The organism is Chitinophaga sp. YIM B06452 (assembly GCF_039655965.1).
GTDB lineage: Bacteria > Bacteroidota > Bacteroidia > Chitinophagales > Chitinophagaceae > Chitinophaga.
Map to the genome: position 1 here is coordinate 497183 of NZ_JAWLKY010000003.1, position 15790 is coordinate 512972.

The 15790-nt window shown below is 54.0% G+C and carries 15 protein-coding genes; 1 reads left to right on the forward strand and 14 read right to left on the reverse strand.

Annotated features, from left to right (window positions below; genetic code table 11):
- Positions 1 to 33 precede the first annotated feature (33 nt).
- The 6 genes from R3I13_RS18850 to ggt all read right to left on the reverse strand — a co-directional run bounded on the left by R3I13_RS18850 (position 34) and on the right by ggt (position 5335).
- Complete coding sequence (locus tag R3I13_RS18850; RefSeq protein ID WP_346319513.1) at positions 34 to 600, reverse strand: sigma-70 family RNA polymerase sigma factor; 567 nt, start codon at positions 598 to 600, stop codon at positions 34 to 36.
- Positions 601 to 746: 146 nt separating this feature from the next.
- Complete coding sequence (locus tag R3I13_RS18855; protein WP_346319514.1) at positions 747 to 1604, reverse strand: TraB/GumN family protein; 858 nt, start codon at positions 1602 to 1604, stop codon at positions 747 to 749.
- A 9-nt stretch (positions 1605 to 1613) separates the two neighbouring features.
- Positions 1614 to 2672 carry an aminotransferase class I/II-fold pyridoxal phosphate-dependent enzyme gene (locus R3I13_RS18860; protein ID WP_346319515.1) on the reverse strand — a complete coding sequence of 353 codons (1059 nt, stop codon included), beginning with the start codon at positions 2670 to 2672 and terminating at the stop codon, positions 1614 to 1616.
- A gap of 1 nt (position 2673) precedes the next feature.
- Positions 2674 to 3090 (reverse strand): hypothetical protein, encoded by a 417-nt coding sequence (locus R3I13_RS18865; protein ID WP_346319516.1) that lies wholly within the window; start codon positions 3088 to 3090, stop codon positions 2674 to 2676.
- Positions 3087 to 3614, reverse strand: coding sequence for a DUF1572 family protein (locus R3I13_RS18870; RefSeq protein ID WP_346319517.1), 528 nt, complete (start codon positions 3612 to 3614; stop codon positions 3087 to 3089). Before R3I13_RS18870 ends, R3I13_RS18865 begins: the two co-directional genes overlap by 4 nt.
- A gap of 32 nt (positions 3615 to 3646) precedes the next feature.
- On the reverse strand, positions 3647 to 5335 hold the full coding sequence (gene ggt / locus R3I13_RS18875) for a gamma-glutamyltransferase (RefSeq protein WP_346319518.1): 1689 nt from the start codon (positions 5333 to 5335) through the stop codon (positions 3647 to 3649).
- Between the two features lie 88 nt (positions 5336 to 5423).
- On the opposite strand from ggt, the gene R3I13_RS18880 reads away from it, so the two are divergent.
- Positions 5424 to 7919: a M14 family metallopeptidase gene (locus tag R3I13_RS18880; protein ID WP_346319519.1), complete on the forward strand. Its 2496-nt coding sequence runs from the start codon at positions 5424 to 5426 to the stop codon at positions 7917 to 7919.
- 15 nt (positions 7920 to 7934) lie between these two features.
- On the opposite strand, the gene R3I13_RS18885 is transcribed toward R3I13_RS18880, so the two are convergent.
- The 8 genes from R3I13_RS18885 to R3I13_RS18920 form a co-directional block, all read right to left on the reverse strand.
- The gene (locus R3I13_RS18885; protein ID WP_346319520.1) at positions 7935 to 8822 is read right to left on the reverse strand and encodes a helix-turn-helix transcriptional regulator; all 888 of its coding nucleotides are present in this window, start codon (positions 8820 to 8822) and stop codon (positions 7935 to 7937) included.
- 8 nt (positions 8823 to 8830) lie between these two features.
- Positions 8831 to 9835, reverse strand: coding sequence for an aldo/keto reductase (locus R3I13_RS18890; protein WP_346319521.1), 1005 nt, complete (start codon positions 9833 to 9835; stop codon positions 8831 to 8833).
- A 104-nt stretch (positions 9836 to 9939) separates the two neighbouring features.
- A complete protein-coding gene (locus R3I13_RS18895; protein ID WP_346319522.1) occupies positions 9940 to 10542 on the reverse strand; it encodes a thioredoxin family protein in 603 nt (200 codons plus the stop codon).
- A gap of 114 nt (positions 10543 to 10656) precedes the next feature.
- Positions 10657 to 11625, reverse strand: coding sequence for a YihY/virulence factor BrkB family protein (locus R3I13_RS18900; RefSeq protein ID WP_346319523.1), 969 nt, complete (start codon positions 11623 to 11625; stop codon positions 10657 to 10659).
- 42 nt (positions 11626 to 11667) lie between these two features.
- Positions 11668 to 12717 carry an endolytic transglycosylase MltG gene (mltG, locus tag R3I13_RS18905; RefSeq protein WP_346319524.1) on the reverse strand — a complete coding sequence of 350 codons (1050 nt, stop codon included), beginning with the start codon at positions 12715 to 12717 and terminating at the stop codon, positions 11668 to 11670.
- 163 nt (positions 12718 to 12880) lie between these two features.
- On the reverse strand, positions 12881 to 13249 hold the full coding sequence (secG, locus tag R3I13_RS18910; protein ID WP_346319525.1) for a preprotein translocase subunit SecG: 369 nt from the start codon (positions 13247 to 13249) through the stop codon (positions 12881 to 12883).
- Between the two features lie 15 nt (positions 13250 to 13264).
- Complete coding sequence (locus R3I13_RS18915; protein ID WP_346319526.1) at positions 13265 to 15226, reverse strand: hypothetical protein; 1962 nt, start codon at positions 15224 to 15226, stop codon at positions 13265 to 13267.
- A gap of 44 nt (positions 15227 to 15270) precedes the next feature.
- On the reverse strand, positions 15271 to 15786 hold the full coding sequence (locus R3I13_RS18920; RefSeq protein WP_346319527.1) for an LptE family protein: 516 nt from the start codon (positions 15784 to 15786) through the stop codon (positions 15271 to 15273).
- Positions 15787 to 15790: the final 4 nt, after the last annotated feature.

Genomic DNA, 15790 nt, shown 5'->3' on the forward strand with positions numbered 1-15790 from the left:
AACATTATGGGTTACACCACCCGGAAAAAAAAATCAGAGGTATCTCCACAGGATGAACAAAGCGATGGAAAGAGGGAACCTGGCAACGATATATGCCCTGACGGACCGCATGGCACGGGCGAGGTGGACTTTAACGGTTTCCGGCGAGAGACCCAGTTGGGCAGCGGCAGCTTCCCGGGTCATACCTACTTCTTTAAGTAAATGGTAAACTTCTTTTTGCTGGGGGGAAAGACGTTCAAGGGCCTCTGCCAGCACCGATCTGAATTCTTTTTCATCCATTTCGGTTTCTACAGTGGTGATATCTGCCGCCTCATATTCTTCCGGCAGGGGAAATGTAGCGTCCCTGGCCATTTTTTTTAGTGTGGTGTAGATATGGTTCCGGGCAACAATGAAGAGCCAGCTGTCAAAATCCTGTATACCGGGCAGTGTTTGTTGTTGCTGCCATACTTTTAGAAAGGTATCCTGTACGATCTCCTCAGAGGCTGAAACAGAGGAGGTGATATGAAAAGCCAGGGAATAGATCTTCTCCCGGTACAGGTGAAATACAGCGGCATAAGCTTGCTGATCCCCTTCTGCTATCCGCAAAAGCAGTTCTCTCACGCCGTATGTCTGATGATATGACAATTATCTTTAATGACCGATTTTCCCCCCGGCAAACTAAAAAAAAATTCACAGGATAAGAACAAATGTAAAAAATGTTGGCTGCGAAGGCTTGAACAATCTGCTATTCCGGCGAGCCATGCCGCCTATTTCGTGACAGGCTCCACTTTATAGCCTCTTTTACGCAGAAGCTCCACCACACCCTGGTCCCCACCCAAATGCATGGCGCCGCAGCCGAACAGCACGGTTTCCTGCTGCATGGCCTTTTCCATCACGGGTATCCAGTTGCGGTTGCGGTTATACACCAGCTTGTCTTCATACCCGGCAAACTCCGGCGATTCGCGGAGGAAGTTATGCAGCTGCTGGATGTCCTGCTTCTTGTACGCGGCCACCATGCGACTATAGATGGCTTTTTGTTTGGGCAGGTCGTTGATATAATCCATGATCATGCGCGCTTCCAGGGTATCGGGAAATGCGTCGAAGACGTCTATCTGGTCGTCAAGCCCTTCCAGGCCCAGCACGGGTTTCTGCTGCTCTTTGGCCATGCTCACGAATTTGGTCTCGTAGGCCACGGCGGCAGAACAGTTCAGCATCTTGGGCAGTATCATGGAAAGGATCACCAGTGGCTTCATTTTTTTGAATACGCTCACATCCATGCCCATGCTGTCTTTGAGGTATTTGCCGAGCTTACGGTAATCGTCAGGCCGGAAAGCCTTTTCCAGCGAATACTGCTCGTCCTGCTCCTGCAAACGGCCCAGCATGGTGGCCATCATAGCGGGGTCGTCCATGTCTATTTCCAGGTAAATGGATTTGGACTGGTTGAATGCTTTCCGGAGGTTGGGAGAAAGGAAAAAATCATCCGGGCAAATGAGGTGGATGGTGCCGTACACGTAGGAGGGCTGTTTGAGGCCTTTGCCGGAGATCCTATACAGCAGCGATTGCTGGGCGAAGGCGGGTAAAAGCAGGCAAATGGCGGCCAGTGTGGCAAACGTTCTTTTGATCATATACAATGGTTATAGTTGGGTGTAAAATTGAACAAGCTGCACCATCAGTATCTCGATGTCGGCGCGGGTGTGCAGCGCGGAAAGCACTGCCCGGTGGATCTTCGGCCCCTGCGGATCCGGGTAGGCGAATGACGAGATAATGACGTCGCGGCCCAGCAGGTAGTCTTTCACATCTTCTTCCCGATCGTCCAGCACAAATACAGGCAGGCCGGGCTGGTGGCGGATGGCAGCAATACCTTCTGTGAGCCCTTCCATGGTAAGGATGTTTTTCTGCAGCCTTTTGCGCGCGTTGGCGAATGCGCTTTGCGCCTGTAAAAAAACATGGGCATAGGCCGGTATCATGGCGGTGCTGGCGGTAAACTGCGGCAGCTTCCGGATGGCGGCTATATCCGCGGCGTGACCGGCCACCATGCCGCCTTCCAGGCTATAGGCCTTGGCCAGCGAAGCGGTGATAAGGTAATGGATAGCTTCGTTGGCGGGCAGCAGGGAAATAATACCTTCGCCTTCGGGGCCGAGCACGCCCAGCCCGTGACTGTCGTCCACCAGCACGAGCGTTTTGCGCCGCAATGTTTTCAGTGCGCTGAAATCGTTGATGGTAGCGGTAAGCGGGTTCACCGCATCGGCGATGATCACGTACTGGTGGTCTTCTCCTTTGTTGATCTTTTCCACCACTGTTTCCATCCACGCCGCCCAGCTGCCCCATGGTACCTGCGCGCCGGGAAAGCGGATGGCAGGGTGGGCGCCCGGCGAATAAAGGGCTTCGCCTTTACTCACGGCATAGGTAACGGCCGCCTGTGCGGCAAGGTAACCGGAGGAAAAACAAACAGCGCTTTGCTGGTGAAGATGCGCAGCCAGCGCATGTTCCAGCTCTTCGTACAGCCGCAGCTGCAGGTTGCCGATGCGGGAGGAAGGGTATACGCTGCCGAAACGCGCCAGGCTTTCGGCCAGCAGGTCGCGGAAGGTATGGGAAACATGCATGCCCAGGTAAGCGAAACCCGAAAAGAAAAGGCAGGTCCTGCCTTCGATCTGTGCCGTTCTGCCGGGCGTGCTGTCTGTGATGCTGAACATATTATTGTTTCCGGGTGCGTAAAATAAAATGGTAGTCGCCGGAGGCTACTTTCATGTCGAAATTATTCTCATCCAGTTTTTCGATCTCCACCAGGTGCTCCGCGTTGCGGGAACCGTTGGAGCTGGTGATGGAAATGATCTTCCCGTTGCTGAGCAGGGTATACTTCCCGCTGTCCGGCACGCCGGCAATGGTGGCGATGAACAGGCCGTTGTCCAGGAACTGGTAATGGGCGTCGGAATAATACCCGTCCTTCAAGTCCCGCGCCTGTGTGATCTGCGCGTTGTTGTATGGGTCGGACGGAGGTACGGCCACGTCGTAGACCTTCCATTTTTTGTGCTGCAGCAGCGCATTGGTCTTGCCGCTGCTGCACGATGCGAATATGGCTGCAAGGCAGCAGGTATAGATCAGTGATTTCATTTGCCGGCGGCTTTTTGATCGTTGAATTGTTGTGACTGGCCTTTGGGAATGGAAAGGCTTTGCCAGTTTCCTGCCTTCATGATCTTGCCGAGATACACGATCTGGCCTACATGGTAAGGGTAATGGCCCAGCTGCCGGTTGAGCGCGTCTATCACGATCAAAGGTTCGGTCCTGATATGGATGATCTTTGAAAGGTCTGCATCGGTAAGGCTGTCCAGCGTTTGCAGCAGGCAGTCCCAGCCTTTGTTCCAGATGGCGGTCATATCCGCTTTGGTGGCCTCCGGCTCGTTGTCTTCAAACTCCGCATCGCGTTTGCGCCAGGGCTTTTCGCCGTCTGTGGTGAGGAAGTCGGTAAACCTGCTGAGCATGTTGCCGCTCATATGTTTCACGATAATGTAAATGCTGTTGGGATCGCCGGCGGGCTGCCAGTGTATCTGTTCGTCGTTCAGCTGGGCGAATGTCTTTTCTGCGAGTTCCCTGTAAGAAAGCAGGCGTTTCTTCAGGCTGTCCAGGTAAATGCTCATAACCGGTCTGTTTTTATATGCCGAATGTACAATTATTCTCCGGCAGCGCTGTCGTCGCCGCGGTTATCGGCAACGGCTTCGAGTTTTCCTTTGCCGTGGATCTTTATCAGTTCCGTTCTGCCAATGGATTCGCGGGAGGTGAATTTGTAACCCATCCTTTCCAGCGAATGTTTCACCGGCTCCGGAAATCCTTTTTCGATATACACTACATCGGGCAGCCATTGATGGTGGAACTTCGGCGCGTTCACGGTCTGGTCCGCATCCAGGCCAAACACCAGCGCGTTCACCAGCGTCTGGAACATGGAAGTGATAATGGTGGAGCCGCCGGGCGTGCCGGTTACCAGCAGCGGTTGTTTGTTCCTCAGCACGATAGTGGGCGTCATGGAGCTGAGCATGCGTTTGCCGGGAGCGATGGCGTTGGCTTCGTTGCCCAGCAGGCCGTACATATTGGGTGATCCGGGTTTCACGGAAAAATCATCCATTTCATTGTTGAGCAAAAAGCCTGCACCGCCTGCCACTACATCGCAGCCGTAACCGCCGTTGAGGGTGGTGGTCACTGCCACGGCGTTGCCCTGTGCGTCCACTACGCTGAGGTGGGTGGTCTGCTCGCTTTCTTTGATAACGCCGGCGGGTACACGCGCGCTGAGGGAAGCGAGGCCCGGCGTGAAATCGGCCATGCGGCGCTGCAGGTAAGCGGTATCGGTGAGGGTCTTAACGGGCACTTTCACGAAATGCGGGTCGCCGAGGTATTCCGCCCTGTCTGCATACGCCCTGCGTTCCGCTTCTACCATCAGCTGCACGCTTTTGGGATTGTGAAAGCCCCAGTTTTCCATCGGGTGCTTCTCCACCATGCCGAGCAATTGCTGCAGGCAGATGCCGCCGCTGCTGGGCAGGGGCATGGTGAGCACGTCGTAGCCGCGGAATTTGAACCGCAAGGGCTGCAATACTTCGGCGCGGTAGTTTTGCAGGTCTTCCAGGGAAATGATACCGCCGCCGCGTTGCATTTCTTCCACGATCTTCTGTGCGGTCTCACCTGCATAAAAACCGGCCGCGCCTTTTTCAGCGATCAGGCGCAGGGTGCGGGCAAGGTCTTTCTGCACGAGCGTATCGCCTTCTTTCCAGGGCGTATCTTTTACAAAGGCTGTGGGCCGCGTGTTCAGCCGCAGGAAATTATCGCGGTGGCGGTTGAGCCCGCGCGCTTCGGCGGCGGTGATGATGTAACCGTGTTCTGCAAGACGGATAGCAGGGGCCACCAGCCTGGCGAACGGAAGCCTGGCATAAGCATGCGTGGCAATCAATCCTGCGACGGTACCCGGTACGCCCGCGGCCAGGTGGCCTTCCAGGCTCTTTTTTACGATGGGGTTGCCGGCACTGTCCAGGTACATATCGCGGTGGGCTTTGCCGGGGGCCATTTCGCGGTAGTTGATGGCGACTGTTTTGCCGTTATGCATATTGGCCACGAGGAAGCCGCCGCCGCCAAGGTTGCCCGCTTCCGGGTATACAACGGCCAGCGCCAGCTGGGTGGCAATGGCTGCGTCAAACGCGTTCCCGCCTGCTTTCATTACTTCCGTGCCTGCCTCGCTGGCCAGCGGATGGGCCGAGGCCACGGCGTATTTGCGGGCTTCTATCCGCTTGGTGACGGAATATGGCTTCGGCCCCGTTTGCCGGGCAAGCACATCCAGGGAAAGCATGCATAGGAGAAAGATCAGGGAACGCATCATTGCCGGTATCTTTTCCGGCTAAATTAATATTATTTTCCAGCGAATCCACGCCACAATTTCCCCTATCTTAGGGGGATACAATCCAACTATGAAGTATATATTTTTAGCGCTGGCTGTCTTTGCCGCCGTTACCGCATCGCAGGCGCAGCCGTCCCCGGAAACCTACCTGAAGTACCCGCTTGGAACGCGGTTCACGCCGCATTTTAAAGTGATGGAATATTTCCGCGAGGTGGCCGCCACGGCAAAAAACGTGAAGCTGGAGACCTATGGCGAAACCTATGAAGGCCGCCCGCTGATGATGGCCATAATTTCCAGTCCTGAAAATATGGCCCGCCTGGAAGAGATCCGCACGCACAACATGGGCCTTGTATCCGGCAATGCGCAGGGCGCGCAGCCCGTGATCGTCTGGCTCAGCTACAATGTGCACGGCAACGAGGCCGTAAGCACGGAAGCCGCCATGAAAACGCTGTATACGCTGCTGACCGGCCGGCAGGAACTGCTGAAGAATACCGTGATCATCATCGATCCCTGCCTGAACCCTGACGGGCGGGAACGTTATGTGAACTTCTATAATGCTGCCCGCGGCAAAAATGCCGATGCCACGCCTTACGCCAGGGAGCACAACGAGCCCTGGCCGGGCGGGCGGAGCAATCACTATTATTTCGACCTGAACCGCGACTGGGCCTGGCAAACGCAAACCGAATCGCGGCAGCGCGTGCTGCAATACAACCGCTGGATGCCCCAGGTGCATGTGGATTTTCATGAGCAGGGCGTGGATGCGCCGTATTATTTTGCGCCCGCGGCAGAGCCGCTGCACGACGCGATCACCGCATGGCAGCGCGCTTTCCAGGTGCAGATCGGCAAACACAACGCTACGTATTTCGACGCCAAAGGCTGGCTGTATTTCACGCGCGAGCAGTTCGACCTGTTCTACCCCAGCTACGGCGATACCTATCCCACTTACAACGGCTCCATCGGCATGACCTACGAGCAGGGCGGGGGCGGCCGCGCAGGCCTGGCCATCACCACCCGGCAGGGCGACACGCTCACGCTGAAAGACAGGATAGAACATCATTTCACCACCGGCATCGCCACCGTGGAAGTATCTTCCGCCCATGCGGACAAGCTCGTGCAGGAGTTCGCCCAATACTTCGCGGACGCGCGCAGCAAGCCTTCCGGCGATTATAAAACGTACGTGGTGAAAGGAGCGGGCAACACCGAAAAATTGCAGACCCTCGCCGAAACCCTGCGCCGCAACGACATTGTGACCGGCTTTGCCACCGGCAGCAGCGCAGGCACGGGCTTCAATTATTTCACCGGCAAAACGGAGAAGTTCAACATCGAAAAAGGCGATCTTGTTATAAGCGCCTACCAGCCCCGTTCCAACCTCGTGAGAGTATTGTTCGAACCGGTGGCGCGCCTCACCGACTCCGTGACCTACGACATCACCGCCTGGGCGCTTCCTTACGCCTACGGCCTGCCCGCATACGCCGTGGCCGGTAAGATCGACCCCGCTGTAAGCGCACAGCCTGAAAAGGCGGCTATCGCGCCCGCGGAGGGCAATACATATGCCTTCCTTGCGCCCTGGAACAGTACCAAGGACCTGAAGTTCCTCGCGGCGCTGCTGAACAGGAATATTAAAGTGCGCTACTCCGAAGCGCCTTTCACTATCGGAGAGAAAACATATCCCGAAGGCACGCTCATTATTACAAAGGCCGGCAATGCCTCGCTGGACGCGGTAACGGCTATCGCCGCAAAAATGGAAGTGACGCTGGTGAAAGTGCCTACCGGTTTCGTGGATAAAGGAGCAGACTTCGGGTCAGACAAGATACGGTATATCCGCAAGCCGAAAGTGGCCGTGGTGGCGGGAGACGGTGTGTCGTCCCTGGGTATGGGCGAAATATGGCATTTCTTTGAACAGCAGATCGAATACCCGCTCACCGTTATTCCCGCATCGGCGCTCGGCAATGCGGGCTGGCGCGACCTGGACGTACTTATCCTGCCGGATGGTTATTATCCCGCGCTGGCAGACAAACAGGCTGCAGAGCGCCTGAAAGACTGGGTGAATGCCGGCGGCAGGCTCATTGCCGTGGAAGACGCCGTTGCACAGCTTGCCCAGGGCGAATGGGGCTTTAAACTGAAAAAAGAACAGGAGGAGGAAGACAAGGATAAAAAAGAAGGAGAGAAAAAAGACCCCTACCTCCCCCTGAAACCATACGCCAACCGCGAGCGCGAGAGCGTGTCACAATTCATTCCCGGCGCGATCTACAAAGTGCATATGGACAGAACGCATCCGCTTGCATTCGGTTATCCCGATTATTATTACACGCTCAAGCAAAGCGACAAGCTGGTTTCTTACATCGAATCGGACGGCTGGAATGTGGGCGTGCTGAAGAAAAACGATTATCTCACCGGTTTCGTGGGCGCGCAGACCAAGCTCCGCCTCAACGACGGCATGCTGTTTGGCGTGAAGGAAATAGGGCAGGGGGAAGTGGTGCTGCTGGTGGATAACCCGCTGTTCAGGAGCTTCTGGGAGAACGGGAAGCTGCTATTTGGCAACGCGGTGTTTATGGTGGGGCAATGACGGAAATAACGGACTTCAGCTAAAAGCCTGACGGAATTCCAGCGGCGATAAATTTGTCTTCTTTTTGAAAAGCGTACTAAAGGATTGCGCGTGCTCAAAGCCCAGGGCGTAGGCGATCTCGCTGACAGAAAGACTGGTCGTGGAGAGTTTTTCTTTGGCTTTCGCGATCAGTTTTTCATGAATATGCTGCTGCGTGTTCTGCCCGGTATGAACCCGGAGCAGGTCGCTCAGGTAGTTCGGCGACAGGTTCATCTGCGCAGCAATATATTGTACCGTGAGCAAACCCTGTACATCGCTGTTAAAGTAGGCATCTACCAACTGTTCGAACCTGGTCAGCAGCGCTGAATTATTATTCCTGCGGGTCAAAAACTGCCGCTCATAAAAACGGTTGGAGTATTTCAGCAGGCTCTCGATCTGCGTCAGGATGATCTCGTGGGTATGCTTATCGATATGCTGGCACTCCTTATCAATTTTATGGAGGATCGTGATCAGGTCATCTTCTTCGCCGGCAGACAGGTGCAGCGCTTCGTTAACCGCGTAATCAAAAAAACCGTAGTGATGAATGCTGTTCGCCAGCGTATGATGTAACAGGAGATCCGGGTGAAAGATCAGGAGATAACCGGACCCGCATTCCATATTTTGCAGGTCCAGTTGCTGCACCTGGTTGGGCGCGGTAAAACTCAATACGCCTTTATCGTAATCATAATGCTGCTGTCCGTACCTGATCTTGCCTTTGGCGTCGCGTTTGAGCGCCACGCAATAAAAGCGGTTAACGAAACCTTTCCAGATCTCATCTTCCAAAAAAACACTTTCCGCCAGGTTGATCACGCTCACCTGCGGGTGGCGGGGTTCGGGCAATGACAGCAACCGGTGAAATTCTGATATGGAATTAATGGCGTGCATACACAAAATTAATCAATTAAACCCATGCTGAACTCATCATAAGGCGCGCCCGTGTCCGTACCCAAAGGCACAATGCTTTCCAGCTGTGAAAGATCCGCCTCCGTCAACTCAATGGCAGTAGCCGCAAGGTTTTGCTCCAGGTACTTTCTGCGTTTCGTTCCCGGGATCGGCAAAATCCCCCTGCTCATGATCCAGGCCAGGGCCAGCTGCGAAGACGTGACGTTCTTTGCTTCAGCCATGGCTTCAATAGCCTTGACCAATTCAATATTCTTATTGAACATTTCGCCCTGGAAACGCGGGATCGTTCTGCGGAAATCGTTCTCCGGCAGGTCATCGATGCTTTTGATCTGCCCTGATAAAAAACCACGGCCCAATGGTGAGTAAGCTACAAACCCGATACCCAGTTCATTTAAGGTGGCTAACACCCCGCGTTCTTCCACCGTCCGTTCAAATAAAGAATATTCGCTTTGTACTGCGGTGATGGGGTGCACGGCATATGCGCGTTTAACCGTTTCAGACGAAACTTCCGACAGGCCGATATAGCCCACTTTACCTTCTTTGACCAGCCCGGCCATGGCTTCAACCGTTTCCTCGATTGGCGTATTTTTATCCAGGCGGTGCATGTAATACAGCTCGATGTAATCGGTATTGAGATTCTTCAGCGAACGCTCTAAAGATTTCTTTACATAGTCCTTTTTACCATTGATGGCCCAGGTCACTTTATTGTTGTCATCGATTTCCCAGCCAAACTTGGTGGCCAAAATATACTGATCACGTTTACCGCTGATTGCCTTTGCAATGAGCTGTTCATTTTTCAGCGGCCCGTATAGATCGGCAGTATCCAAAAAATTCCCGCCCAACTCAAGCGAACGGTGGATCGTCGCGATGGCTTCCTGCTCATCTGCAGGGCCGTACATATGTGCTTCTTCAAAACCTGTCATGCCCATACAGCCCAGGCCGATCACGGGCACCACCAAACCCTGGCTGCCCAATGCAATTTGTTTTATTTCCATGATCCAAAGGTCGGTAAGCCAAACCGCGCGCATGTATGCAAACCCCTGAAGCTTGTAAGCAAATCAGGGAATGATTTTTAAACGGCTTTTAAGATGAGCTGATCTTACATTTTGCGTTTGATGCCGCAGCCTACGGATGCGGTGCTGGTTACCGGCACTGGTTTACCGCTGACCATGGCGGCGATGGCGTTGTGCAGGTATTTGGTCTGTACGCTTTCAGCGCTGCCGGGATTGTCGTCTATCGCGCCTTTATACACCAGGGTGGCGTCTTTGTTGAAGAGGTAACATTCGGGCGTGCGGTCTGCCGCGAAGGCGTCCGCGATGGCATTGTCTTTATCTACAACATAAGGCCAGCCGTAGCGCTGCCCTTTGCCGTAGCTCTGCATGGCTTCGTAAGAGTCGCCGCCGTTGCGTTCGGCTTCATTGGAATTGATCAGTATCACGCCAATGTTGTTCTTCAGTGCAAACTGGCATATTTCGCGGGTGCGGTCCTGGTTACGTTTTACGTATGGGCAGGTATTGCAGCTGAACATGACCAGCAGGCCGTTGGCTTTTTTTACATCGTTGAGCGAGAATTCCTTGCCGGAAATATCTTTCATTTTAATATCTGCCTTAGGCAGCTTCGCCCCGATATCCAGCGAATCGGGAAAACGGAATGCCACAAGTGAAAGCACTGCTAAAAGCAGTAAAAGAATTTGCTTTTTCATAGGCTCCCTTATTTGGTTCAACATGAAATTAAGGCATTTCGCAGGGAATAAAAAGCCGTCTATCCCAATTTAGAAAATCTTCAGCGGGAAATTGATATGATATTAACGGAGAGGTCATGAAAGTCCCTGTAACTCAGGCGCTTCCTTCATTTCGCGTTCTGCGGCTATTTCGCGCAGCGTGCTGATGCTGGTGTTTAATTCGAAGCCGATCAGCAATATGAATGAATTGAAATATACCACGAGCATCAGCACGAGAATGGTGCCGATAGAGCCGTAGATCTGGTTGTATTGCGCAAAATTCGTCACCCAGAAAGAGAATCCCAATGTTACCACGATCATGGAAATAGTAGCGAAGGTGGAACCCGCGGAAATGAACTTCCATTTCTTTTTGGTGGCCGGCCCCCAGCGGTAGATCACGGAAATGATGGAGAAGAACAGCAGCACGATGAGCGCCCACCTCACCAGGCCGATGGAGAATTGTGAAACGGCGTCCGCAATGGCCAGTTTTTGCAGGATCATTTTCAGGATGGTGCCCTGCATGATGATCAGCGCGACGGTTACGAGCAGCAGCAATACGAGGAATACGGTGAGCATCAGCGCGGTAAGCCGCGTCTGCCACCAGGTGCGCTGCTTGAAGCCCGGCAGCAGCTTGTCGAACGAGCGGAGCATGCCCATTACGCCGTTGGAGGAATAATAAAAGCTGAGTATGAATGCGAATGAAAGCAGGGTATTGCGCTGCGTGTAGAGGAAGTCGTGGATCATGTCGCGCACGATGATGTAGCTGTTGTAGTTGGGCGTGAGGCTCTCCGCGAGGTCATATAAGGTCGGCTCCACGTTTTGCAAAGGAATGAAGGGCACGAGGGTGAACAGGAAGATGAAGAAGGGCGGAATAGCCAGCAGGAAGTTGAAAGAGATCGCGGCGGCGCGTTCGGTGAGGCTTTCTTTCGCGGTTTCTTTCAGGAAAAACACGATCACGTCGTACAGCGGCGCACGGTCGAACCCCGGCAACACCAGCGACTTGCTTTTATGGATCACCCAACGTACAGGCTTGGAACTGAGAATGATTTTTTCTACATCGATCATCCGGGGATTTTGTTGGACCGGTGTAAAAGTACGAAGAAAGGGTTATTTAATCCCTCTTGCATTCAATTCCTTCTGGTAGGTGCGTGCGTTCTCGAGATGTTCCTTGAAAGTTTCGGCGAAAGCGTGATAACCGCTGCCATCGGCCTTTGCGCAGAAATAAAGGTATTTCGTGTCCGCCGGTTCCAGCACCGCTTCGATGGATTTTACGGAAGGGGTGCAGATAGGGCCGGGCGGCAGGCCGGCATAACGGTAAGTGTTATACGGAGAATCGTATTCGAGGTAAGCGCCCCAGATGCGTTTCAGCGCGAAGTTCTTCATCGCGTATTTCACGGTGGGGTCCGCGCCGAGGCGCATGCCTTGTTTAAGCCGGTTGAGATATACGCTGGCGATGTTCGGTTTTTCGTCGTGGCGGTTCGTTTCTTCTTCCACGATAGAAGCGAGGGTGACCACTTCGGCGGGCGTGAGCCCGAGGGCTGCGGCCTTTGCCTTGCGTTGGTCTGTCCAGAAGCGGGCGTAGCTTTCTTCCAGTTTTTCGAACACTTTGCCGGCGGTGGTATTCCAGTAGAATTCGTAAGTGTTGGGCATTACTGCGCACATCACGGTCTGTGTGTCCAGCCCGAACTGGCGGAGGTACACGCCGTCGTCCATAATGGCGCGCAGGGCGGTGGAATCGGCTTCCAACTGGGAAGATACGAGGCGTATGAAGTCTTCTTTCAGCCGCAGCTTGTTGATCACGAGTTTTACGGGCGACTGCCTGCCGGAGCGCAGGATGCGCACGATCTCCAGGTTGCCCATGCCTTTTTTGATCTCATAGCGGCCGGCTTTCACACGGTCCGGGTAATCCAGCTGGCGGGCAACGAGGTTGAAGGTGGCGGGGGAGCTGACGATCTCCTGGTCTTTCAGGCCCTGGAGCACGTCTGCATACTTGCTGCCGGTGGGTATGTAGAAATATTTTTTATCACCGAAAGAACGGGTGTTGGGGCCCATCAGGAGGTAACCTCCGGCAACGAGCGCGCCGGCCAGCAGGCAGGCGGCGATCACGGCAATACGGCGCACCCAGGGGGAATTATTTTTTTTGGTCTTTTGTTTCATCCGTTAATATTTGTCTTTTCAAGGCCGGATGGAACCTCGCATTAACATTCCCCTGTGTGAGAAATCTTCTCATGCTCGGTTTCATGGAACAGTGGCGGTCATTCAATAAAAAACCCCGCTTTTAACGGCGAGGTCCTTTCAAATATTATATTGGCAAATAATATTACTTCTTGTTGGTGTCTACAGGCTGGGCCGGGGGAGCGGTCTGCTGGTTCAGCGGGAGCGTTGCGGGCGGGGTAGCTGCCGGGCCAGATCCTGCTGATTTTTCGATGGCGCTGTTGCCTCTTACGGGGCCGGTAGCGCCGCCTCTGCCGACAAACATGGTGGAAGTGAGGCAGAGAACAGCAATGGCTGCTGCGAGTATCCAGGTACCTTTTTCCAGTACGTCGGTGGTCTGGCGAACGCCCATCACCTGGTTGCCGAAACCGCCGAAGGAGCCGGAGAGGCCGCCGCCTTTAGGATTCTGTACCAGCACGAAGAAGCCCAGTAAAATACAGGCCACCACAATCAATACTCCAAAGAAAATCAACATATTAGTCGTAATTTATTATTGTCTGAGTTGTTTAAGTTCGTTTATCTTTTGCGCAAAATAAGCGTTTTTACCGGGATTAAGCAAACTTAATTTTTGGTAGATGGCAATCGCTTTTTCAGGCTGGTGCTGGCGTACCCAGATCTCTGCCAGGGTCTCGGACACGATGTCGTCGTTGAGGGTGATGGACTGGATGGCCATCTTTTCCACTCTTTCGGTCACTTCCGGGTCGTCGTCTTCATACAGCTTGTGCAGTTGCTGGTGATACCAGTCTTTCGCGGCCCTACCTGAAAAATTGTCTTTTATTTCGCGGAGCCAGTCTGTAAAACTCCTCATCTCGGCGGCGGCTTTCTCTGTCATCTTATCTGCAGCGTTCGGGTCTTTCAACTTTTTATAGGCAAAATAATCTTCCGTATAGAGTGGCTGGAAGGTGAGCACGGTTTCTTCCGCCGGGGTGTCCATCGGGTGGATGCGGATGGGCGTTTCCTCTTCCGCAGCGGTCCGCGGCTCCTCCGCTTCTTCAATATGATCGTCTGTGGCCACCTGCTCCAGGGGTGTTTCCTGGTCTGCCCTGGGCAGGGTCAGGCCGGCGCCTTCGGGCCGGGTCTGGGAAGGCACGAGTATCTCTTCCTCCTCAATTTCCGGTTCGTATTGTTCCGGCTTCAGCGCGTCGTAGTCGATGGCCACGATCTCATCTTCGGTGGAAGTGCGGGCGGCTTCAGCCTCGGCGGCCTCGTAGTCGATAGCGACAATTTCATCTTCCGTAGAGGTGCGGGCGATCTCTGCTTCAACGGCTTCGTAATCCACGGCTACCACTTCGTCTTTCTCAGCTTCGGCAGCAGCTTCTTCGGCAATTCTTTTGGCTTCGGCTTCAGCAGCCATTCTTGCGGCTTCCTCTTCGGCAATTCTCTTCGCTTCAGCCTCAGCCGCGGCTCTTGCAGCAGCCTCTTCTTCGGCAATTCTTTTGGCTTCGGCTTCCGCAGCGGCTCTTGCTTCTTCTTCTTCTGCTATCCTTTTTGCTTCGGCTTCAGCAGCAACTCTTGCAGCTTCTTCCTCTGCAATTCTTTTTGCTTCGGCTTCAGCCGCAGCTTTTGCAGCTTCTTCATCGGCTATTCTTTTCGCTTCTGCTTCAGCAGCGGCTCTTGCAGCTTCCTCCTCGGCTATTCTCTTCGCTTCTGCTTCAGCCGCGGCTCTTGCAGCTTCCTCTTCGGCTATCCTTTTGGCTTCAGCCTCAGCAGCCATTCTCGCAGCTTCTTCTTCGGCAATTCTTTTCGCTTCTGCTTCAGCCGCGGCTCTTGCAGCTTCTTCCTCGGCAATTCTTTTTGCTTCAGCTTCAGCCGCAGCTCTTGCAGCTTCTTCTTCAGCAATTCTCTTTGCTTCGGCTTCGGCAGCCGTTCTGGCAGCTTCTTCTTCAGCTATTCTCTTCGCTTCGGCTTCCGCCTTGGCGGCAGTGGCACGGTCTTCCGCTTCCAGCGCATCCAGGATGGCCTGGTCTTCTGCGCTTACCTCGTCTTCGAGGGCTATTTCCTCATCCACAGTGAGCGGGGCGGGAATGATAGCGGGCGTTTCTTCCGCCACAACGGTTTCCATCAGCGCATCCGGGTCGGGCGCCGCGTCAGCGGCTGTTAGGCTCGCTTCCGCTTCGGCTTCCAGCTTCGCCACGATATTGTCTTCACCCGCTACGGCTTCCTTCCTGTATGCTGCCGGCGCAAACCCGTTGGCGCGCTCTTCCGCTTCCACAGGCTTTTCACCCGCAATGGCAAGCTGGTAAAGGTATTGAGGCGTGCTCGTGTATAACTGCGCTTTCTTGAAAACAGGGGTATTGTAGTCCGGGGTGTAGGAGAATTGTTTCTGTGCCAGCAACACCCTGGCCGCCGCAAAGTAGGGATACGTTTCCACCAGCCGCTCCAGGCTTGCCTGGTCAACGTTCCGGAGGTCCGGTTGGCTAAAAATATGGTGAATGATCCTGTTAGCGGTCATGGATGCTAAAATATGAAAATAATACTTAAATCAAATAAACGCCTCTACCAGTTGGCAAAGGCCCGGTTAAACACATCGTCTACCAGGTTGGGAACGATCTCCGCCAGCAGGCGCGATTCCGCGTCATTCAGCGTTTGCGAGGCGTTGAAGTCCGCGGAACGGGAGAACGACTGGTTAGCGAATCCTTTTTTACCGGGTATGCGGTTCACGAAAGTAATATTCAGCGTAATGGTGAGGCGGGCCGTGGCCGGTTTGTCGATATCCGTTACGGCGGCGTTGGAAACGGAATACCCCGTGATCGTGCCTTTGAATTCATAATCCGCGTTCTGCTCGTTGGTTTGCGTAAGGCGGGTTTGCGCGAGTATCTTCTGGCGCAGCTTCTCGGTGATCTGCTGGCTCAGCTGCGGGTTGTTTTGCGGCGCGCGGTTCTCGATGAACCTTACCAGCACGGTCTTGGCTTCCGGGTCTATGCTCGCCCCGTTGGCGGAATATTTAATGGTGCAGGCGCCCAGGGCCATCCACAGGCCGAGGCAGGCGGCCAGGTAAAAGTATTTTGACATAGGG